This is a genomic window from Sphingomonas sp. SP5, assembly GCF_058313455.1.
This window is the reverse complement of the sequence record NZ_JBZFLF010000004.1, coordinates 35533-56329: the sequence shown is the minus strand read 5'-3', so window position 1 is coordinate 56329 and position 20797 is coordinate 35533. Positions and strand designations below refer to the sequence as shown.

The 20797-nt window shown below is 68.5% G+C and carries 22 protein-coding genes; 19 read left to right on the top strand and 3 right to left on the bottom strand.

Features of this window, described 5'->3' with window-relative positions:
- Window positions 1-181: 181 nt before the first annotated feature.
- From dnaJ to AC4GY7_RS11120, 3 genes are all read left to right on the top strand, one after another.
- On the top strand, window positions 182-1303 hold the full coding sequence (gene dnaJ, locus AC4GY7_RS11130) for a molecular chaperone DnaJ (RefSeq protein WP_443583259.1): 1122 nt from the start codon (window positions 182-184) through the stop codon (window positions 1301-1303).
- Window positions 1304-1387: 84 nt separating this feature from the next.
- The gene (locus tag AC4GY7_RS11125; RefSeq protein ID WP_491113897.1) at window positions 1388-1840 is read left to right on the top strand and encodes a hypothetical protein; all 453 of its coding nucleotides are present in this window, start codon (window positions 1388-1390) and stop codon (window positions 1838-1840) included.
- Window positions 1837-2139, top strand: a complete 303-nt coding sequence (locus tag AC4GY7_RS11120) for a transcriptional regulator (protein WP_491113895.1) — start codon at window positions 1837-1839, stop codon at window positions 2137-2139. Before AC4GY7_RS11125 ends, AC4GY7_RS11120 begins: the two co-directional genes overlap by 4 nt.
- Before the next feature lie 66 nt (window positions 2140-2205).
- On the opposite strand, the gene AC4GY7_RS11115 is transcribed toward AC4GY7_RS11120, so the two are convergent.
- Window positions 2206-2379: a hypothetical protein gene (locus tag AC4GY7_RS11115; protein WP_491113892.1), complete on the bottom strand. Its 174-nt coding sequence runs from the start codon at window positions 2377-2379 to the stop codon at window positions 2206-2208.
- A gap of 117 nt (window positions 2380-2496) precedes the next feature.
- Between AC4GY7_RS11115 and AC4GY7_RS11110 the strand changes: the two genes are divergently transcribed.
- The gene (locus AC4GY7_RS11110; RefSeq protein ID WP_443583256.1) at window positions 2497-3012 is read left to right on the top strand and encodes a thioredoxin family protein; all 516 of its coding nucleotides are present in this window, start codon (window positions 2497-2499) and stop codon (window positions 3010-3012) included.
- 141 nt (window positions 3013-3153) lie between these two features.
- Here AC4GY7_RS11110 and purB read toward each other — a convergent pair whose 3' ends face one another.
- A complete protein-coding gene (purB, locus tag AC4GY7_RS11105; RefSeq protein ID WP_491113889.1) occupies window positions 3154-4467 on the bottom strand; it encodes an adenylosuccinate lyase in 1314 nt (437 codons plus the stop codon).
- Between the two features lie 216 nt (window positions 4468-4683).
- On the opposite strand from purB, the gene AC4GY7_RS11100 reads away from it, so the two are divergent.
- The gene (locus AC4GY7_RS11100) at window positions 4684-5202 is read left to right on the top strand and encodes an EF-hand domain-containing protein (RefSeq protein ID WP_491113886.1); all 519 of its coding nucleotides are present in this window, start codon (window positions 4684-4686) and stop codon (window positions 5200-5202) included.
- Window positions 5203-5283: 81 nt separating this feature from the next.
- On the opposite strand, the gene radC is transcribed toward AC4GY7_RS11100, so the two are convergent.
- Entirely contained in the window at window positions 5284-5973 is a 690-nt protein-coding gene (radC, locus tag AC4GY7_RS11095; protein WP_491113883.1) for a RadC family protein, read from the bottom strand.
- A gap of 353 nt (window positions 5974-6326) precedes the next feature.
- Between radC and AC4GY7_RS11090 the strand changes: the two genes are divergently transcribed.
- The 14 genes from AC4GY7_RS11090 (at window position 6327) to AC4GY7_RS11025 (ending at window position 20784) form a co-directional block, all read left to right on the top strand.
- Window positions 6327-9449 (top strand): intermembrane phospholipid transport YdbH family protein, encoded by a 3123-nt coding sequence (locus AC4GY7_RS11090; RefSeq protein ID WP_491113880.1) that lies wholly within the window; start codon window positions 6327-6329, stop codon window positions 9447-9449.
- On the top strand, window positions 9446-9670 hold the full coding sequence (locus AC4GY7_RS11085; protein ID WP_491113877.1) for a YnbE family lipoprotein: 225 nt from the start codon (window positions 9446-9448) through the stop codon (window positions 9668-9670). The genes AC4GY7_RS11090 and AC4GY7_RS11085 overlap by 4 nt, the downstream gene beginning before the upstream one ends.
- A gap of 1 nt (window position 9671) precedes the next feature.
- Window positions 9672-10043, top strand: a complete 372-nt coding sequence (locus AC4GY7_RS11080) for a YdbL family probable chaperone protein (protein ID WP_491113874.1) — start codon at window positions 9672-9674, stop codon at window positions 10041-10043.
- A gap of 258 nt (window positions 10044-10301) precedes the next feature.
- Window positions 10302-10622, top strand: coding sequence for an AtpZ/AtpI family protein (locus AC4GY7_RS11075; protein WP_491113871.1), 321 nt, complete (start codon window positions 10302-10304; stop codon window positions 10620-10622).
- A gap of 35 nt (window positions 10623-10657) precedes the next feature.
- On the top strand, window positions 10658-11449 hold the full coding sequence (locus tag AC4GY7_RS11070; RefSeq protein WP_443583692.1) for a F0F1 ATP synthase subunit A: 792 nt from the start codon (window positions 10658-10660) through the stop codon (window positions 11447-11449).
- A 40-nt stretch (window positions 11450-11489) separates the two neighbouring features.
- Entirely contained in the window at window positions 11490-11717 is a 228-nt protein-coding gene (locus tag AC4GY7_RS11065; RefSeq protein WP_038662560.1) for a F0F1 ATP synthase subunit C, read from the top strand.
- Window positions 11718-11784: 67 nt separating this feature from the next.
- Window positions 11785-12279, top strand: coding sequence for a F0F1 ATP synthase subunit B family protein (locus tag AC4GY7_RS11060; RefSeq protein WP_491113867.1), 495 nt, complete (start codon window positions 11785-11787; stop codon window positions 12277-12279).
- Window positions 12272-12934 (top strand): F0F1 ATP synthase subunit B family protein, encoded by a 663-nt coding sequence (locus AC4GY7_RS11055; protein WP_491113864.1) that lies wholly within the window; start codon window positions 12272-12274, stop codon window positions 12932-12934. Before AC4GY7_RS11060 ends, AC4GY7_RS11055 begins: the two co-directional genes overlap by 8 nt.
- A 273-nt stretch (window positions 12935-13207) precedes the next feature.
- Entirely contained in the window at window positions 13208-13528 is a 321-nt protein-coding gene (locus AC4GY7_RS11050; protein WP_491113862.1) for a DMT family transporter, read from the top strand.
- 40 nt (window positions 13529-13568) lie between these two features.
- Complete coding sequence (locus AC4GY7_RS11045) at window positions 13569-14012, top strand: hypothetical protein (RefSeq protein WP_491113859.1); 444 nt, start codon at window positions 13569-13571, stop codon at window positions 14010-14012.
- Between the two features lie 89 nt (window positions 14013-14101).
- Window positions 14102-16024, top strand: a complete 1923-nt coding sequence (uvrC, locus tag AC4GY7_RS11040) for an excinuclease ABC subunit UvrC (RefSeq protein WP_491113856.1) — start codon at window positions 14102-14104, stop codon at window positions 16022-16024.
- Window positions 16025-16099: 75 nt separating this feature from the next.
- The gene (locus tag AC4GY7_RS11035) at window positions 16100-18898 is read left to right on the top strand and encodes a DUF3857 domain-containing protein (RefSeq protein ID WP_491113853.1); all 2799 of its coding nucleotides are present in this window, start codon (window positions 16100-16102) and stop codon (window positions 18896-18898) included.
- A gap of 57 nt (window positions 18899-18955) precedes the next feature.
- Window positions 18956-19906: a polysaccharide deacetylase family protein gene (locus AC4GY7_RS11030; RefSeq protein ID WP_491113850.1), complete on the top strand. Its 951-nt coding sequence runs from the start codon at window positions 18956-18958 to the stop codon at window positions 19904-19906.
- Window positions 19903-20784 (top strand): GNAT family N-acetyltransferase, encoded by an 882-nt coding sequence (locus AC4GY7_RS11025; RefSeq protein WP_491113847.1) that lies wholly within the window; start codon window positions 19903-19905, stop codon window positions 20782-20784. The genes AC4GY7_RS11030 and AC4GY7_RS11025 overlap by 4 nt, the downstream gene beginning before the upstream one ends.
- Window positions 20785-20797: the final 13 nt, after the last annotated feature.

The following is a 20797-nucleotide window of genomic DNA, read 5'->3' as shown; positions in this document are numbered from 1 at the left end:
GGGGACTTCGGGGTGGAACGTGGGGTGATATGACGGTAACCAACCCCGAACCCGTTCGCCCTGAGCCTGTCGAAGGGCGTGTGCCCCAAGCGGGCCGCTTGCGGAGAGCCGTGCTTCGACAGGCTCAGCACGAACGGGATTTTGGTGCGACCGTCATATCGTCTCGCGCTAGAGGACGGGCATGAGCACCACAGTCGACTATTACGAACTGCTCGAATGCGAGCGTGATGCGGACGGCGCGACGCTGAAATCGTCGTACCGCAAGCTTGCGATGAAGTATCATCCCGACAAGAATGCCGGGTGCAAGGACAGCGAAGCCAAGTTCAAGGCGGTCAGCGAAGCTTATGAGGTCCTGAAGGACCCGCAGAAGCGCGCGGCCTATGATCGCTACGGCCATGCCGCCTTCCAGAATGGCGGCGGCGGTGGCGGCGGCGCGCAGGATTTCAGCGGCTTTTCCGATATCTTCGAATCGGTGTTCGGCGAATTCATGGGCGGCCGCGGCGGCGGGCGCCAGCCGCAGCGCCGCGGTGCCGATCTGCGCTACGACATGGAGGTCAGCCTGGAAGAGGCGTTCCATGGCAAGCAGACCGAGATCACCGTCGACGTCTCCGCGCAATGCGACACCTGCCACGGTTCGGGCGCGAAGCCCGGCACGCATGCCTCGACCTGTCGCCAATGCAACGGCCACGGCAAGGTGCGTGCGCAGCAGGGATTCTTCGTCGTCGAGCGCGCCTGCCCGGTGTGTCAGGGGTCGGGCGAGATCATCGCCGATCCGTGCCCCGACTGCCGCGGCGATGGCCGGGTCGACAAGACCAAGACGCTGGCCGTCAACGTGCCGCCCGGCGTCGACGAGGGCACGCGCATCCGCCTGTCGGGTGAGGGCGAGGCGGGGCCGCGTGGCGCACCGCCGGGCGACCTCTACATCTTCCTCCACGTCAAACGGCACGCGATCTTCGAACGCGAAGGCACGACGCTGTTCGCGCGGGCGCCGATCAGCTTCACCACCGCCGCCTTGGGCGGGGCGCTGTCGATCCCGGGCCTCGACGGCCGCACGCATGAGATCAAGATCCCGGCCGGCATCCAGTCGGGCAAGCAGCTGCGCCAGCGCGGCGCCGGCATGCCGGTGCTGCAAGGGCGCGGGCAGGGCGATCTCGTCATCCAGATCGACGTCGAGACGCCGACCAGACTGACGACGCGCCAGCGCGAACTGCTGGAACTGTTCCGCGAGACCGAGACGGGCGACGAATGCCCGGCGAGCCAGGGCTTCTTCGCCAAGCTGAAGGGCGTATTCGCCGGCGAGTGACGACTTTCCACAGCGGAAAGTTATAACTTGACGAATTGGAAAGTCGGCGTCACTCTCTTTCCATATCGGAAAGGGAGTGACGTCGTGGAACCCAATAGCGAAGCCGCAGCGCAGGCGCTGGCATTCATCGAACAATCCCGCGTGAAGCTGGCGGCGGCAGCGGACACCCCGCCGCTGCGCCACCTCGCCTTTGCCGCGCTGATGGGGGTGCTGGTCGCCAGCCCGGCGGTGCCCTTGCCCTTCCGGTTCGTCGTGCTGGTCGGCATCTTCGCAGCGATCGCGTGGATCATCCGCTGGGATCGCAAGCGGATGGGCATGTTCATCAACGGCTATCGTGCCGGCCGCACCCGCTGGGTGACGGGCGCCTTGCTGCTGGTGATCCTGCCGCTGCACATGCTCGGCCTGTGGCTGGCGCTCGACCGCGGGATCGGCTGGGCGCCGCTGCCGCTGGGGGTGGTGGCCGCCGGAATCGCTTACGCCGGCAGCATCTGGTGGTGCCGCGTGTTCCGGCGCGAGATGCTGGGCGGCATCGCATGACCGGCTTCGATCCGGTCATCCATCCGCCGGCCCGCCTTCAGATCATGGCGGTGCTGACGGAGGTACAGGATGCCGAATTCGCCCTGCTGCGTACCACCACGGGTGTCAGCGATTCGGTGCTGTCCAAGCATCTGGGCGCGCTGGTCGAGGCCGGCTATGTCGCCTTGCGCAAAGGGCCGAGCGATGGACGGTCACGGACCTGGGCGGCCGCGACGCGTGGCGGACGCAAGGCCTTCGCAGCCCATGTCGCTGCGCTGACCGCGCTCGCCAACCTCACCCAGCGGATCGCTGCGGAGTGATCCTGCCGACCGCCCGTTCGGCGCCCGACGGAGCGGGCGGCGAAGACGGGCGGCCAGGCCGCTGGTTCACAAGGTCGAAACGATGACCCCGATCACCAGCGCCTGAGCCGCGATCGCCAGCGCACTGCTGGCCGCGGTTTCGAACATACGCATGGATGACATCTCCTGACCGGAAGAATATCCGGCAAGCACCGCTTTAAATTCGTTACGTTGTGGCGCAACATTGTTGCCTGCACGCATGCTTGCGTTCTGTGCAACCGTTCCGGACATAAGTATGGCCACGGGGCGGGAAACAGCAGCTCGCTTGCCATGCCCGGGCAAAGCGGGTCAGATCGGTCATCCTTGTTGGAGATGCCGATGTTCCGTGCCCTGACGCTGACGTTCGCCGCCGCGGCGCTGACGTTGCCCGCCCTGCCGCTCGCCGCCGCCACCGCGCCGCGCGTACCGGTCGCGACGTTCAACCAGCTGCCACAGCCGCTGCCCTTGCCCTACGATGCCAATGCCGATGCCAGGGCGGCCGTTGCCGCGGCGAAGGCGCGGGCGCTGAAGGGCAACAAGAAGCTGCTGATCGACCTCGGCGGCAATTGGTGTCTCGATTGCCGCCTGCTCGCCGGGGTGATGCACCTGCCTGCCATGCACGGCTTCATGGCGAAGCATTACGAGGTGGTGGCGGTGGACATCGGCCGCTTCGACAAGAACCTCGACATCCCGGCGCGCTACGGGATCAAGGGCCGGCTGGCCGGCGTGCCCGCGCTGCTGATCGTCGATCCCAAGACCGACCGCGTGGTCAACGCCGGGCGCGAGACGGCGCTGGCGGACGCGCGCTCGCTCTCGCCGCAGGGCCTCGCCGACTGGCTCGCCCGCTGGGTGTGACGCAACTCCTCCCCGGCACGGGGAGGGGGACCGTTCGGCGCAGCCGAATGGTGGAGGGGGCTCTCCACATAGCGTGCCGTCGGTGGAGGCCCCCCCGTCACCGCTGCGCGGTGCCACCTCCCCGTTCCGGGAAGGCTCCGGTTACTTGCCGAACACCCGGGCGAAGATCGTGTCGACGTGGCGCAGGTGGTAGCCGAGGTCGAACTTCTCCTCCAGCTCGGCGGGCGACAGCGCCGCCGTCACCTCCGCATCGTCCTTCAGCAGGTCGAGCAGCGACAGCGCGCCGTCCGATTCCCACACCTTCATCGCGTTGCGCTGCACCAGGCGATAGGCATCCTCGCGGCTCACCCCCGCCTGGGTCAGCGCCAGCAGCACGCGCTGCGAATGAACGAGGCCGCCCATCTTGTTGAGGTTCTTGTCCATCCGTTCGGGGTAGACGAGCAGCTTGTCGATCACCCCGGTCAGCCGCGCCAGCGCGAAGTCGAGGGTGATCGTCGCGTCCGGCCCGATGTAGCGTTCCACCGACGAATGCGAGATGTCGCGCTCGTGCCACAGTGCGACATTCTCCAGCGCCGGCGTCACATAGCCGCGGACCATGCGGGCCAGGCCGGTCAGGTTCTCGGTCAGCACCGGATTGCGCTTGTGCGGCATCGCCGACGAGCCTTTCTGGCCGGGGCTGAAATATTCCTCCGCCTCCAGCACCTCGGTGCGCTGAAGGTGGCGGACCTCGGTCGCCAGCCGTTCGATCGACGAGGCGATGACGCCCAGCGTCGCAAAGAACATCGCATGCCGGTCGCGCGGGATGACCTGCGTCGAGACCGGTTCGACCGACAGGCCGAGCTTGGCGGCGACATGCGCCTCGACCGCAGGATCGATGTTGGCGAAGGTGCCGACCGCGCCCGAGATCGCGCAGGTGGCGATATCGGCGCGCGCGGCGATGAGGCGCGTGCGGCATCGGTCGAACTCGGCATAGGCCTGCGCAAGCTTCAGGCCGAAGGTGACCGGTTCGGCATGGATGCCGTGGCTGCGGCCGATCGTGGGCGTGAGCTTGTGCTCCACCGCGCGCCGCTCCAGCACCTCGAGCAGCCGGTCGAGGTCGGCGAGCAGGATGTCGGCGGCGCGCGACAGCTGCACCGCAAGGCAGGTGTCGAGCACGTCGGACGAGGTCATGCCCTGATGCATGAAGCGCGCCTGCTCGCCGACGTTCTCCGCCACCCAGGTCAGGAAGGCGATGACGTCGTGCTTGGTCACCGCCTCGATGGCGTCGATCGCCGCGACGTCGATCGCCGGTCCGGTGCGCCACCACGCCCACAGCGCGTCGGCCGCCTCGCGGGGAACGACGCCCAGCTCGGCGAGCGCGTCGGTGGCATGCGCCTCGATCTCGAACCAGATGCGGAAGCGCGCCTCCGGGGTCCAGATCGCGGTCATCTCGGGGCGGGAATAACGGGGGACCATGGTGTTCCTTCGTCCTGCTCGGGCCACGGCTCGTCGTGGCCATGTCCGCGCGACTCGCGGATTTCTGCGGCGCACTAGCAGCGCGCGGCGGAGCCGACAATCTCGGCCGGGCCGGAGCCATTGCAATCAATGCAGCAATCCCCATTTCGAAATCTGCACGCCGGGTCGGGCAATCGATCCCGTGCAGAGTTCATGTTGAACAATGGGAGACAGATAATGCTGAAATATGCTCTTCTCGCCGGAGTGATGACGATTGCTGCGCCGGCACTGGCGCAGACGCAAACCAATACTGCACCGGCGCAAGCCGCACCTGTGCAGACCGCGCCGACGCAGGCGGCCCCGGCCAACGTGCCGCAGGGCGCTCCGGTCGCCGACCCGCAGGCGTCGCCGGCCACGCCGATGGATTCGACCGCCGCGGCCGACCAGCAGGCGACGCCCGGCACGCCGGAAACCCAGACGGCAACGGCCGAACCGGCCGCCGGTGGCGATCAGGTGGCAAGCGTCGTCCAGACCGAGTTCCCGACCTATGACGCGAACAAGGACGGCAAGCTCGAAAAGACCGAGTTCGCTAGCTGGATGGTCAAGCTGAAGCAGGCGAGCGACCCCAAGGCGAGCGCGACCAGCGCCGAAACCAAGTCGTGGGTCAACGCCGCCTTCGCCCAGGCTGACAAGGACAAGAACAAGTCCGTGTCGCAGCCCGAACTGGTCGGTTTCCTGAGCCAGGCCAAGTCCTGATCCTGGGATAACCGATGACGAAGAGGCCGCCGGAGCGATCCGGCGGCCTTTTTCCCATCTACGGCATACCGGGAAAGATCGTCAGATCAGTCCTTGCGCCTTCAGGCTGACATGCCCGTTGCGACCCATGATGATATGGTCGTGCACCACGATGCCCAGCGGTTCGCCGGCGCCGGCGATGGCACGGGTGACCGTGATGTCGGCGCGGCTGGGGGAGGGGTCGCCCGAGGGATGGTTGTGGACGAGGATGATCGCCGCCGAACCCAGGTCGATGGCGCGCCGGATCACCTCGCGGATATGAACGGCGGCCTGGTCGATCGACCCTTCGCTCATCACCTCGTCGCGGATCAGCATGTTGCGGGTGTTGAGGTGGAGCACGCGAAAGCGCTCGATCGTGTGATGCGCCATGTCGGCGCGCAGGTAATCGAGCAGCGCCTGCCAGTTGGCGAGGACCGGCTGCTCGGCCACCGTCGCCTTGAGCAGCCGGATGGCGATGGCATGCGCGATCTTGATCGCCGCCGCCGATTTTTCGCTCACCCCCGCCACCCGCATCAGCGCCTCGGCGTCCGCGGTCAGCGTGCCGCCGATGCCGCCGAATTCACGCAGCAGCGCCTTGGCGGTCGGCTTGGTATCCCGGCGCGGAATGACCAGCGTCAGCAGATATTCGATCAATTCGTGATCGAGCAGCGTCTCGCCGCCCCCGGTCAGCAACCGCCCACGCAGCCGCTCGCGATGGCCGGCATTGTCGTCGGGAGGGGGATCGGCGGCCATTGCAGGTCGAGGGTAGGGTGGGAACGGTGCGGCGACAATGCTGCGATACGAAGAAGAGCTGCATGGCGCCGCATGTACGCTCCAAGCATCGGGAAAGTAGAGAATTGTTCACGCGGAGGCGCGGAGGCGCGGAGATCTTGCGCGCGGCAGCGCTCTGGAATCTCGAACCGGCGATGATCGCGCGCCGCATCCTCGGCCAAGTGCGACATCGCCGCGCTTCCGCGTGAACGCGCCTGTGGGCAGGGCGCCCCCGAACCGCCGCTCCCGCAAAGGACCGATACGGGCCGCCCGCAATTGCGCCCCGGCCACGACAGCGCTTATGGTGCCCGGCGATGGTCGAGGGCGCGGATGAGTTGAACGATACGCCCCGCCGCCCCCGCCTTGCCCGGCGGCAATGGGTCGGCATCGCGATCGGCCTGATCCTGCTGCTGGCCTGCATCGCCCTGTGGATGGCCCGCAAGCCGATCGCCGCGCGCGTCATCGACCGCGAACTGGCGAAGCGCGGCGTCGCTGCCCGCTACGGTATCCGGGATCTCGGCCTGGGTCGGCAGCGGCTGACCGATGTGGTGATCGGTGATCCTGCGCATCCCGACCTCGTCGCCGACTGGCTGGAGGCGGAGACGCATGTCGGGCTGGATGGCGCGCGGCTGGTCGGCGTGCGTGCCGGCCATGTGCGGGTGCGCGGCCGCGTGGTCGACGGGCGATTGTCGCTCGGCGCGCTCGACCGGCTGATGCCGCCGCCTTCGGGCAAGCCGTTCGCCCTGCCGGCGCTCGACCTGAACGTCGCGGACGGACGGATGCGGCTGGAGACGCCGGCGGGCGTGGTCGGTGTACGGCTGTCCGGCAACGGGCGGCTCGACGAAGGGTTCAGCGGCACGCTGGCGCTGGCTGCCGACCGGCTGGCGCAGGATGGTTGCAGCCTGCGGGGACTGGGCGCCGCATTCCACCTCGATGTGGCGCGCGGCGCGCCCACGGTACGCGGGCCGGTACGTATCGCGCAGGCAAACTGCGGCGGCGCCAGCGTGCAGCAAGCCCGCGCCGATCTCAACCTGACGCTGGCGCCGGCTCTGGACGGCTGGAACGGCCGGGCGCGGCTCGCCACCGGCGTGGTGGCGGGCAGCGGCGCGCGTGCGGCGGCGCTGGCGGGAACGGTCGCCTTCGGTGGCACCGCCCGATCGACGTCCGGTACCGTAGACCTGGCTGCCTCCCGCGCCGCCATCGCGGCCGGCCAGGCGGAGGCGCTGGCGATCCGCGGCGATTACCGTATCGGTAAAGGGCAGCGCTTCGCCGGAACCGTCAGCGGGCGCGGAATGCGTCTGGCGGCGGCGCGAACGCTCGACGCGGAGGCCGCCGGAGCGGGCACGCCGCTCGCTCCGCTCGTCACGGCGGCGACGCACGCGGCGCGACGCGCGGCGGAGCATTTCGACGGTGAGGCGAAGCTCGCGGTGCAGATGGCCGGTGGCGCCGGCGAGGCGCGGATCGCGCAGGTCGCACTGGCCTCGCGCAGCGGCGCCCGCCTGCGCCTTTCCGGCGGCACGGGGGTGACGATCGACTGGCCGCAGGCGCGGGTGCGTCTCGACACGACATTGGCGATGAGCGGCGGCGGCCTGCCCGATGCGCGGGTGACGCTTACGCAATCCGCGGCCGGTGCGCCGATCCGCGGGCGGGCAACGGTGGCACCCTATGCGGCCGGCGGCGCGACACTGGCGCTGACGCCGGTCGACTTCACCGCCACGCCGGGCGGCGCGACGCGGGTGACGACGCGCGCGACCCTGTCCGGGCCGCTCGGCGATGGCCGTGTCGACGGGCTGTCGCTGCCGCTCGACCTGCGTTGGGATGGGCGGCGCCGGCTCACGATCAATCCCGCCTGTGGGGCGCTGGCGATCCGGCGGCTGGCGGTGGCGGGGCTGGTGCTCGATCCGCTGCGCACGACGCTCTGCCCGCTGTCGGGGGCGATGGTGACGCTCACCGATGGGCGAGCGACCGGCGGCGTGCGGCTGCCGGCCGTGCAGCTCGCCGGCCGTCTGGGGCAGACGCCGCTGACCGTGGCGGCGAGCGGTGCGCAGCTGCGGCTGGCCGATCGCGGCTTCGTCGTCGATGGTGTCGCCACCCGGCTGGGCAGCGCGGAGCGGGTGACGCGGATCGATCTCGGCCAGTTGACCGGCCGGCTGGCGGGCGCGGCTGTGGCGGGCACCTTCAGCGGCGGTAGCGGGCAGATCGCCAACGTGCCGCTGTTGCTCGATGCGGCGGCGGGCGACTGGTCGCTGCGCGGCGGCGCGCTGCACCTCACCGGCGCGATGACGGTCAGCGATGCCGCGCCCGCGCCGCGCTTCAACCCGATGGACGCGCGGGCGGTGGCGCTCGATCTCGCCGACGGGGCGATCCACGCCACCGGCACGCTCTACGAACCCACCAAGAGCGTGAAGGTCGCCGACGTCACCATCGCGCATGCCCTGGCGGCGGGCACCGGCACGGCGGATATCGCCGTACCGGGCATCACCTTCACCAAGGATTTCCAGCCCGACCTGCTCACCCGCCTGACCTATGGCGTCGTCGCCGATGTGCGCGCCCGCGTGACCGGAGAGGGACATATCGCCTGGCAACCGGAGGGCGTCACCTCCACCGGCACCTTCGCCACCCGGGACGCCGCGCTCGCCGCCGCCTTCGGTCCGGTCAGCGGCATCACCACCACGATCCGTTTCACCGATCTGCTCAGCCTCGCCAGTGCGCCGCAGCAGGTCGCGACGATCAAGACGGTCAATCCCGGTATCGCGGTCAACGACGGCACGATCGTCTATCAGCTGCTGCCCGATACGCGCGTGCAGATCGACAGCGGCGTATGGCCGTTCGCGGGCGGCAAGATGACGCTGCTGCCGACCACGCTCGACTTCGCCGAGGCCGGATCGCGGCGCATGACCTTCCGCCTCGAAGGAGTGCAGGCGGATCGCTTCCTCGCCCAGTTCGACTTCAAGAACCTGGATGCCACCGGCGTTTTCGACGGCGAGCTGCCGATGGTGTTCGACATCGCGGGCGGCCGGATCGAAAACGGTTCGCTGACGGTGCGGCCCGGCGGCGGCTCGATCGCCTATGTCGGCGACCTGACGCAGAAGGACCTGGGCCTGTGGGGCAACATCGCCTTCCAGGCGCTGAAATCCCTGCGCTACCGCAACCTCACCATCGCGATGAACGGCCCGCTGTCGGGCGAGATGGTGACGGAGGTGCGCTTCGCCGGCGTGACGCAGGGGCAGGGCGCCAAGAGCAACTTCCTCGTCCGCCGCCTGCAGAGGCTGCCGTTCGTCTTCAACGTGCGGATAGAGGCGCCCTTCCGCGGGCTGCTCGATTCGGCGCAGTCCTTCTACGACCCGCGGCGGCTGATCCAGCGCAACCTGCCTGCCCTGCTCGAACGACAGCAGCAACAGCAGGCCGTGCCGGCGACGCCGCTTATTCAGCCTCCCGCAAGCGGAACCGTGCCATGAGCGAAACAGGATTGAAGATGGTGGAGCGAATCACGACATTGCGGCTGTTGCAGGGGACGATCGGGATGGGATTGGCGGCGGCGTCGGCGGGGTGCATCAACGTGTCGGCACCCGACAAGCCGATCCAGATCAACCTCAACATCAGCGTGACGCAGGAAGTGGTTTATCGCCTCGATGGCGAGGCGAAGTCGCTTATCAAAGAGAACCCGGGGATATTCTGATATGACGACAGGTCTTTTGACGGTTGCCGGCGTGGTGGCTCTCACCGGCCTGTCCGCGGCGGCCATGGCGCAGCGCGATCCCGCCTATGCGGCGGCGCGCGAGGCGAAGCAGGTCGGCGAACAGCCCGACGGCTATCTTGGCGTGGTGAGCGGCGGCGCTTCGGTGCAGGCACTGGTCCGCGACATCAACATCAAGCGCAAGGCGGCCTATACCGCCAGCGCGCAGGCGAGCGGCGCGACGGTGGAGCAGTTCGCCTTCACCACCGGGTGCAACCTCGTTGCCCGCGTGCCGGTCGGGGAGATGTACAAGACGCCGTCGGGCCAGTGGAAGGAAAACACCGGCACGCCCGAACTCGACGGCCGGTGCAAGTAGCGCAGTAATTCCTCCCTCGCTTTAGCGGGGGAGGGGACCGCGCCCGCAGGGGCGTGGTGGAGAGGGCGTCTCCGCAAGCACGACGCGATTGCTTACCTCCCCCCTCCCTCAGCTTCGCTGCCACCTCTCCCTGGCGGGGGAGGAATCAAGGGCGGTTGACACCCCGGCACCCCACACCTAAACGGACCACGCCTTGGCGGGATCGGTCGCCCTGCGCGCTTTCTCCCCCGGCTGAAACATACAGGCGAGGGTGCGCGCGTGGCGGACGACGATACCGGACGAGACTTCACCAGCGCGGAGGATCCGCGGCTTTCCGCGCTCGATGAGCGGCTGAAGGAAGCCCGGAATCAGGAAGCGTTGCGGACGGGGCAGGGGGCGCCGAACGCCGATGCGGGATATTCGCTCGGCAATCGCGTGCTCGCCGCCCTGATCGGAAGCCTCGTCGGCAGCGCGCTGATCGGCTGGTGTATCGACCACTGGTTCGGCACGGGTCCGTGGGCGCTGATCGTGATGCTGTTCCTTGGAATAGCCGTCGCGTTCAGGCAGATCATTCGAATAGCAGGCGAACGCCCGGCATAACCGGGCGTTTGTCGTATCAGGGAGCGAAGGCCCAAGTGGCGGCAGAATCGGGCAGCAAGATCGATCCGATGCACCAGTTCCTGATCGAACCTCTGTTCGGTCGGCATTGGGTCGTCGCGGGCTACGACATCTCGTTCACCAACTCCGCGTTGTGGATGGTCATCACGCTCGCCAGCCTGTGGCTGTTCATGCTGGGCGGGATGAAGCGCGAGCTGGTGCCGGGCCGCTGGCAGGCGGCGGTGGAAGGCTTCACCGGCTTCGTCTCGAACATGCTGACGTCAAACATCGGCCCTGCCGGCAAGCGGTTCGTCCCCTACGTCTTCTCGCTCTTCATGTTCATCCTCTTCGCCAACATCTGGGGCCTGACCCCGGTCGGCGTCGTGCCGGGATGGCATCCGTTCACCATCACCAGCCACCTGACCGTCACCGGCGTGCTGGCGATCATCAGCTTCGCGATCGTGCTGATCGTCGGATTCGGCAAGCACGGCTTCCACTTCTTCGCGCTGTTCGTGCCGCACGGCACGCCCAAGCTGATGATCCCGCTGATCTTCGTCGTCGAGCTGATGAGCTTCCTGGTGCGGCCGTTCAGCCTCGGCCTGCGACTGTTCGTCGCGATGACCGCGGGGCATATCCTGCTGAAGGTGCTGGCGGCGTTTGTCATCAGCGGCATCAACCTCGGGCCGGGCTATGGCCTGCTGATCTCGCTGCCCAGCTTCCTGCTGATGATCGGTATCACGCTGCTCGAGCTGCTGGTCGCCGCCATCCAGGCCTATGTCTTTGCGCTGCTGACGAGCGTCTACCTGAACGACGCCGTCAACCTGCACTGAGTTTTCTCTTCAACCCACTTGTTTGATACGGAGTTTTGACATGGACGCAGAAGCCGCCAAGATGATCGGTGCCGGCCTGGCCGCGATCGGCATGGGCCTTGCCTCGCTCGGCGTGGGCAACGTGTTCGCCAAGTTCCTCGAAGGCGCGCTGCGCAATCCGGGTGCGGCGGACAGCCAGCAGGGCCGTCTGTTCATCGGTTTCGCGGGCGCCGAGCTGCTCGGCCTGCTCGCCTTCGTGACGATGATCATCCTGCTGTTCGTCGCCTAACCTGTGGTCGGGCCGCCGGGCGCACCTGCCCGGCGATCCGGCTGCGGACCCGCGTCAAAGGTCTTCAATGCCCCAGATTTCGCAGATCGCCGCCACTTACGCTTCGCAGATCTTCTGGCTGCTCGTCACCTTCGGGATCCTGTATTTCGGGATCGGCAAGATGATGGTGCCCAGGGTCATTGCGACCGTGGATGCGCGTGAAGGCCGGATCGCGGGCGACCTCGCCGCGGCCGAACAGGCCCGTCTCGCCGCCGACACGGTGGAAGAGGCGTGGCGCGTGAAGATGGACGAGGCGCGCGCCGCGGCGCTCGCCGAGACCAGCGCCGCCAAGGCGCAGGCTGCCAAGGCGGCCGAGAGCCAGGTGAAATCGGCCGATGCCGAACTGGCCGAACGGCTGGCGCATCACGACCTTGCCGTCGGCAACGCCAAGGCCAGCGCCATGCTGAATCTCCAGACCGTCGCTGCCGAGGTGGCGCAGGATCTGGTCGGCAAGGTGTCGGGCCTGACCGTCAGCATCGATGCCGCCGCGGATGCGGTGCGCAGGAGCAACGCGCATGGCTAATCCCGCACAGGGTTCCGTACCTCAGGGCGATGCCGGCGATGCCGCCGTCGCCGCCAACCTGTCCGACGCCGCTTCGGCACAGGGCCTGCGGCCACGCGACGTGCGTGACGGCAGCGAACTGACCGCCAACGTCTCCGAACCCGGTGCGGAGCATGTCGCCGAGGCGACCGCGCTCGGCTTCAACACCACCGGCTGGGTCGGCATCGCCGCGCTGGTCGTGCTGGTCGGCATGCTGATCGTCAAGGTGCCGGCAAAGATCGGTGCGGCGCTCGACAAGCAGATCGCCGGCGTACGGGCGCAGCTCGACGAAGCGGCGAAGCTGCGCGCCGAAGCCGAAGCGCTGCGCAGCGAATATGAAGCCAAGGCCAAGGCGGCCGAAGCCGACGCCGCGACGATGCGGGCGCATGCCCAGCAGGAAGCGCACCAGATCATCGCCAAGGCAAAGCACGATGCGGAGGAGCTGATGGCCCGCCGCACCAAGCGCGCCGAGGACAAGATCGCCGCCGCCGAGCGCAGTGCGATCGCCGAAGTCCGTGCGCTCGCCGCGGAAACGGCCGCCAAGGCCGCTGCGATCCTGGTCGCCGAGCATCACGATGCCGGCGCCGACCGTTCGATGACCGATCGCGCGATCGCGGGATTGGGCCGGCCCAACTGACCATTGCACTCCTCCCCGCAACGGGGAGGGGGCGTGTCGGGTCGAATGCGCCCCGCGCATTCGAGGATCATCCCGGGGGGATGATCCGACCCGCCACGCCGCCGAAGGCGGTGGTGGAGGGGCAGCCCCAAGCGGGATCGCCCGCGTCTGCCCCTCCGTCAGCGCTGCCGCGCTGCCACCTCCCCGTATCGGGGAGGATTTACCTTTCCGATCGCGTCTCTTCACGGGTTTCCGGCGCGGTCGCATCATCAGAGCCCGCACAGGAGCAATCCCATGTCGTGGCTCATCCTTGCCGTCGCCGTATTCACCGAAATCTGCTGGGCGCTGAGCCTGAAATGGGCGGCGACCGTCGCGACCTGGCAGGCCTCGGCCATCCCGGTCATCCTCTCCTTCGTCAACATGGCGCTGCTCGCATGGGCGATGCGCGGCCTGCCCGCGGGCACGGCCTATGCGGTATGGACGGGCTGTGGCGCGGTCGGTGTCATCATCGGCGGCGTGCTGTTGTTCGGGGATCGCGTGGGGCCGGCACAGGCCGCCTTCATGGCGCTGACCGTGATCGGCATCGTCGGCACCAAGATGTTCGCGCAGGTCTGATCTTCCGCCCGGCCGCGAACCTGCTACACAGGGCAGGTCCGTGGTTGCCGGGATGAAGCGCATGGTGTCGTTGTTGCTGCCGATGCTGTTGGTCGTTGCGCAGGAGCCGACGCGCGCGGCCGCCGCCGCCAATCGCTTCGCGCTGGATCTACCCGCAAGCGACGCTGCGGCCGCCGTGCCCGATCCGGCCGCGCCGGCGCCCGTGGAGGGCGGCGCCTTTTCGCTCGACACGCCGATCGCCGATCTCATCGCCGATCCCAAGGCGAAGGCGATCCTCGATCGTGATCTCCCCGGCCTCAGCGACGACGAGAACCTGCCCAAGTTCAAGGCGCTGTCGCTGCGCAAGCTCGCGCCGCTGAGCGGTGGCCAGATGACGCCGGCCTTGCTGGCCAAGGTCGGCGGCGACCTGGCCGCCTTGGCCGGCAGTGCGCCGCCGCCGGTCAAGCCGGTCGAAAGCCGCCGCGGCCTGCCTTCGGGTCGCTGATCGCGCGTCTTCCGCGGCGAACACGCGATTGTTCCCGGTACGCCATCCGGGCCTAGCCCCGCAGGCGTGCGACTCCTACATGGACGACCATGTCCGGTTACGGTCCCCCCGATCGATTCAACGAAGAACGCGCCACCTACACCGTCCGCGGCAGCGATGCGCCCGACATCGAGGCGGGCGTCGCCGCCATCCGCAACGTGCTGAAGACACTGCCCAATCGCTCCGGCGTCTACCGCATGCAGGATGCCAAGGGCGATGTACTGTATGTCGGTAAGGCGCGTTCGCTGAAGCAGCGCGTCGCCAATTACACGCAGGTGAAGGGGCTGACCAAGCGGTTGCAGCGGATGATCGCGCAGACCCGGTCGATGACCATCGTCACCACCAACAATGAGGCGGAGGCGCTGCTGCTCGAGGCGCAGCTCATCAAGCGGTACCGCCCCGCCTACAACGTGCTGCTGCGCGACGACAAAAGCTTTCCCTTCATCCTGCTGCGCGGCGACCATGATTTTCCGCGCGTGCAGAAGCACCGCGGGGCGCGGCGGGCACCGGGCAATTACTATGGTCCCTTCGCCAGCGCCGGCAGCGTCAACAACACGCTGAATGCGCTGCAGAAGCTGTTCCTGCTGCGCAGCTGCACCGACGGCTTCTTCAAGACGCGCGACCGGCCGTGCCTGCTCTACCAGATCAAGCGCTGCTCGGCGCCCTGCGTCGGGCGGATCGATGCCGCCGGCTACAAGGAACTGGTCGACGACTGCCGCGACTTCCTGGCGGGCAAGTCGACCAAGGTGCAGGCGAAGCTGGGCGTGCAGATGCAGGCTGCGGCGGAGAACATGGACTTCGAACTGGCCGCGCTGCTGCGCGACCGGCTGAAGGCGCTCACCTTCGTCCAGGGTACGCAGGCGATCAACGCGGAGGGCGTCGGCGATGCCGATGTGTTCGCGCTCGCCTGCAAGGACGGGGTGATCGGCATCCAGGCCTTCTTCATCCGCGGCGGCCAGAATTGGGGCCATCGCAGCTTCTTCCCCCAGCACACCAACGACGTGCCGGAGGAAGAGGTGCTGACCAGCTTCCTGACCCAATTCTACGAGGAAGTGCCGCCGCCGAAGACGATCCTGCTCGATCGTGAACTCGGCGAAGGCGAGTTGCTTGCGGAGGCGCTAGGCGAGCGCGCCGGTTACAAGGTGGCATTGTCGGTGCCGCAGCGCGGGGATCGCCGTCGGCTCATGGATCAGGCCAAGCGCAACGCGATCGAGGCGCTGGAGCGGCGGCTCGCCGAGAGCACGACGCAGGCCAGATTGCTGCGCGAGGTCGCCGAATTGTTCGATCTCGCCGAGCCGCCGCAGCGGATCGAGATTTACGACAACAGCCACATCCAGGGCAGCAACGCGCTGGGCGCGATGGTGGTCGCGGGGCCGGAAGGCTTTCGCAAGGGCCAGTATCGCAAGTGGAACATCAAGGGCAACGAAGCCGCCACCGACAGCGACGTCGGCATGATGCGCGAGGTGTTCCGCCGCCGCTTCGCCCGCCAGCTGGAGGAAACGCCCGATCGCGACGACGGGACATGGCCCGACCTGGTGCTGATCGACGGCGGCAAGCCGCAGCTGGGCGCGGCCAAGGCGGTGCTGGAGGATCTCGGCATCGAGGACGTATGCCTGGTCGGCATCGCCAAGGGCCCGCACCACGGTCGCGAGGGCCGCGAGGTGTTCCACCTGCTCGACGGGCGCGAATTCCAGTTGCCGGTGAACGCGCCGGTGCTGTTCTACCTGCAACGGCTCCGTGACGAGGTGCACCGCTTCGTCATCGGCGCGCATCGCGACAAGCGGTCGAAGGCGATCGGCGCCAGCCCGTTGGATGAAGTCCCCGGCATCGGCCCGGCGCGCAAGAAGGCGCTGCTGATGCACTTCGGCACCGGCCGCGCGGTGCGCAACGCGAGCCTGGAAGACCTCAAGAAGGCGCCGGGCGTGTCGGCCGGCGTCGCGCAGCAGGTGTACGACTTCTATCACGCGCGCTGAACGCGCATCATTTCTGCATTGCCGCTGCACGGCGCCCCGCTAGACTGGACGGCGTACAGGGGGATTGCTGAGACGATGACGATGCGGCGGCTGGCGCTGATGGCGCTGTTCGGGTCCACGAGCTGGGCGGCGCAAGCTGCGGACAAGGTGGTCTATCAGCCGGTGCCCGCCTGGGTGAAGCCGGCACCGGCGATCGATCCGGCGACGATCACCGCCGATTCGCCGGTGCTGCTGCTGCTCGACAGCCAGCAGCGGCTGGAGGGCGGCGAGGTGTGGCAATATACCGACACCGCCACCCGCATCGCCACCACCGAGATGCTGGGCCAGGCCGGCACCGTGAACCTGCAATGGCAGCCGGCGGCGGGCGACTTGATCGTCCACCGTGCCGAGATCATCCGCGGGCCGGAGCATATCGATCTGCTGAAGGCCGGAAAGGCCTTCGACGTGCTGCGCCGCGAGCAGCAGCTCGAACAGCGGCAGCTCGACGGGATGCTGACCGCGACCATGGCGGTGGAGGGATTGCGGGTCGGCGATATCCTGCACGTCGTCGCCTCGATCACCCGCAAGGATGCCGTTCTGAAGGGACAGGTGCAGGGCTTCCAGAGCCTGCCCGCGGCGCCGCTGAAGATCGGCTACGCCCGCGCACGGCTGCTGTGGCCGGCGGCCGACACGGTCCAGTGGCGGATCTACATGGATGCGGCCAAGCCTGCCGAGGCGACCGCCGGGGCGTATCGCGAGATCACCTTGCCGTTGCCGCTCGCCAAGCAGCCCGAACTGCCCGGCGACGTGCCCGCGCGCTTCCGTAAGCTGAACGTGCTGGAGGCGAGCAGCTTTCCCGATTGGGCGGCGGTCGCGGGGGTGATGGCGCCGCTCTACGCGACGGACGGGCTGATCGCGGCGGGCAGCCCGCTTGATGCGGAGCTGACCCGGATCAAGGCGGCGAGCACCGATCCGATGATGCGCACCGCCGCGGCGTTGCAACTGGTGCAGGAACAGGTGCGCTACCTGTTCAACGGCATGGACCAGGGCAATTACCGGCCGCAAAGCCCGGCGCAGACCTGGACGGTCCGTTACGGCGACTGCAAGGCCAAGACGCTGATGCTGCTGGCATTGCTCCACGGCCTGGGCATCGAGGCGGAACCGGTGCTCGCCAACAGCAAGCTGGGCGACCTGCTGCCCAGCCGCCTGCCGACCCCGGGTGCCTTCGACCATATCCTGGTGAAGGCGAACGTGGGTGGCGAGACGCTGTGGCTCGACGGCACCGATGCGGGCGCGCGGCTGGCCGACCTGCACGATGCGCCGAATTTCGGCTGGGTGCTGCCGGTGCGGGCGAGCGGCGCCGCCCTCGTCGCGGTGCCGCTGCGCGCCCATGCCCGGCCGGATATCGAGGCGGCGATCGACATCGACGAGAGCGCCGGCGTCGGCATGCCGGCGCCGTTGACCGCGGCGATCACCGTGCGTGGCCGCCTTGCGCAGATGCTTCAGGCGGCACAGGCGCAGGCGAGCAAGGACGACATCAAGACGATGGCGACTCGGATGACCGAGAGCATCGTCGGATCGTCGACGATCATGGACCGCAAGCTTGGCTTCGATCCCGTCGCCGGCACCGCGACGGTGACGGTGACGGGCGTCGCCTATCCCGACTGGACGCGGACCGACCAGCGTTACCGCAGCACGATCGACCGGACGATCGCCGACCTCAAGTTCGAACCCGACCGCACGCGCACCGCCTGGGCGGCGCTGCCGGTCGCGACCGGCGACAGCGCCTCGTATCGCGCCGTCACCCGCATCCGCCTGCCCGCCGGCGGCAAGGGCTATACGCTGGATGGCGACCAGGTCCTGCCCAAGTCGATGGCGGGCGTCACGGTCATCCGCACGGTGCGCAACGAGGGCGGTATCGTGACGCTCGACGATCGCACGGTGATGACCGGCGCCGAGGTGCCGGCGGCGGAGATCGCGGCCAACCGCGCGACGATCGCGGCGGCGAAGAACCGGTTGCTGAGCGTCGTCGCGCCCGCCGATCTGCCCAGCCAATATGCCCGGGTCGATGCGACGAAGCGGGCGGGCGGCTTTGCCAGGATCGCCGCGCTCTACGACCGTGGCGTCGCCGATGCACCCGATGAGGCGATGTCCTACACCAACCGCGCCTGGTTCTGGGAACAGATCTACGATCGCCCCAAGGCGATCGCCGATATCGGCCGCGCGATCGCGATTACGCCGGCCGCGGACAGCTATACCTGGCGCGCGCGGCTGTATCAGGAGTCAGGCGACCGGGATAAGGCGCTGGCCGACCTGCTCGCCGCGCAGAAGCTCGATCCGTCGGCGGACGACACCGTCGGGCAGCTGGCGTTGCTGCGCGCCGATCGCGGGGAAAAGGACGCGGCGCTGGACCTGGTGCAGCAGCGGATCGACGCGGGCGGCAAGAGCAAGGCAGCGATGATCGCGATGAAGGCGGAGGTGCTGGCACGGACCGGCGACAAGGACGGCGCGATCACCGCCATCGACCAGGCGATCGCGGCGAGCCCCGGCAACCCGCAACTGCTCAACAGCCGCTGCTGGATCAAGGGAACGCTGAATGTCGCGCTCGACACGGCGCTGAAGGATTGCACGCGGTCGATCGAACTGTCCGATTCGACGGTGGCGGCGCTCGACAGCCGCGCGATGGTGTTCTTTCGCATGAACCGGATGGAGGATGCGCTGGCCGATCTCACCGCGGCGCTGGACACGGCGCCCGATCAGCCGGCCAGCCTCTATATGCGCGGGCTGATCCTGTCGCGGCAGGGCAAGGCGGAGGGCAAGGCCGACCTCGCCGCCGCGCGCACCATCCGCCCGCGCATCGATGAGGATTACAAGCGCTACGGCATCACGCCCTGACGCTGCGCCACGCCGCATCCTAGCTGTTTGTTCACTCCGCACGCGGTAAGGCGGGGCATGGCGACCCCCGTGTTCCTGACCGTCGATACCGAATTCGCCTGGCGGCATCATGCCGCCGGGCTGGATGCCGAGACGATCTATGCGCGGTCGCTGGAGCCTGCCGATGTCGGCCTGACCTATCAGCTCGATCGGCTGGCGGACCATGGCCTGAAGGCGTGCTTCTTCGTCGATCCGATGCCGGCGCTGGTGTTCGGCCTCGCCCCGGTCGCGCGCATGGTGGAGACGATCCTGGCTGCGGGGCAGGAGGTGCAGCTTCACCTGCACCCGAACTGGGCGGGCGCGCAGGCGGGGGATCGCGGTGCCCGCTTCGGCCGCTTCCAGATGCACGAATATACGCTGGCCGAGCAGACCGGGCTGATCGCGGGTGCGGTCGACCTGCTGGTGGCAGCCGGCGCGCCGCGACCGATCGCCTTTCGCGCCGGCGGCTATGCGGCGAATACCGATACCTTGCGGGCGCTGGCGGCGCTGGGTTTCGCCTATGACAGCAGCCACAATGGCGCTGAGCCGGCGGAAAGCCGCATTGGCCTTGCCCCCTCGTGCATCGCGCCGCTGCGCCACGGGGTGGTGGAGGTGCCGGTGACGGTGATCGAGGACGCGCCGGGACTGTTCCGGACGTTCCAGCTGTGCGCCTTGTCGGCAATGGAAGCGGCCGCGGCGCTGGAGCATGCTGCGGCACGGGAACACGCCGCGGTGACGATCGTCAGCCACGGCTTCGAACTGGCCAACCGGCTGGGCACCCGTGCCAATGCCGTCCACGTCCGCCGCTTCGAGACGTTGTGCCGGCTGCTCGCGGCGCGGGCGGACGAGCTGCCGACGGCGCATTTCGCCGATCGTCCGCCGCTGCCGCTCGATCGCGACGACACCCCGCTCGCCGCCAATGCGCTGCGCCGGCGGCTGCGGCAGGCGGAGCAATTATGGTCGAACTGGGTCGCGGAACGCGCGGCGTGACCATCGTCGCCTTGAAGTTCCAGGTCGGCGCGCGAACGCTGGCGAGCGTCCGGCGGCGGCTGGTGCGCCTCGCCCTGTCGCTCGACGCGGCGCTGGCTGGCGCGGTGCCGCACCTGCCGGCCAGCGATGGTGACGGCTATCTGATTACCTCGCTGCCGGCGGCGCTCGTCGAACGGGTCCGCCCCGGCGGTTATCGGGTGGCGGTGCGGCAGCGTTACCTGCGCTTCTACACCGACCTAACGATCGGCCGCGCGGCATGGCACGCCGGCCTGTCCGGCGCCGCGCGATCGACGCTCAAGCGCAAGCTGCGCAAGGCGGAGGCCGCCGGGCTGGAGGTGCGCCGCTATCGCACGTCCGACGAACTCACCGCCTTCCATCCGCTCGCCCGCGCGGTGTCGGCGCGCACCTATCAGGAGCGGTTGCTCGACGCCGGCCTGCCGGAGGATGCCGCCGCGGTGAGCCACCTGCATGCGCTCGCTGCCGCGGACGGGCTGCGCGCCTGGCTGCTGCTCGCCGGGGATCGGCCGATCGCCTATCTGTGCTGTACGGCGCAAGGCAGCGCGCTGCGCTACGATCATGTCGGTCACGATCCGGCCTATGCCGATATGTCCCCCGGCACGGTGCTGCAGGCGCATGCGATCGCGGACCTGTTCGCCGATCGCTTCGCCCGCTTCGACTTCACCGAGGGGGAAGGCCAGCACAAGCGGCTGTTCGCGACTGGCAGCATAGCCTGCGTCGACCTGCTGCTGCTTCGCCCGACGCTGCCGAATCGCGCGACGCTGGCGGCCCTCGGCGCCTTCGACGGTGCCATGGCGCTTGCCAAGCGGGCGACGCGGCACCCCCGGCTCGCGGCGCTGACGAAGCTGGTGCGCCGCTGACCCATCCCCCTGA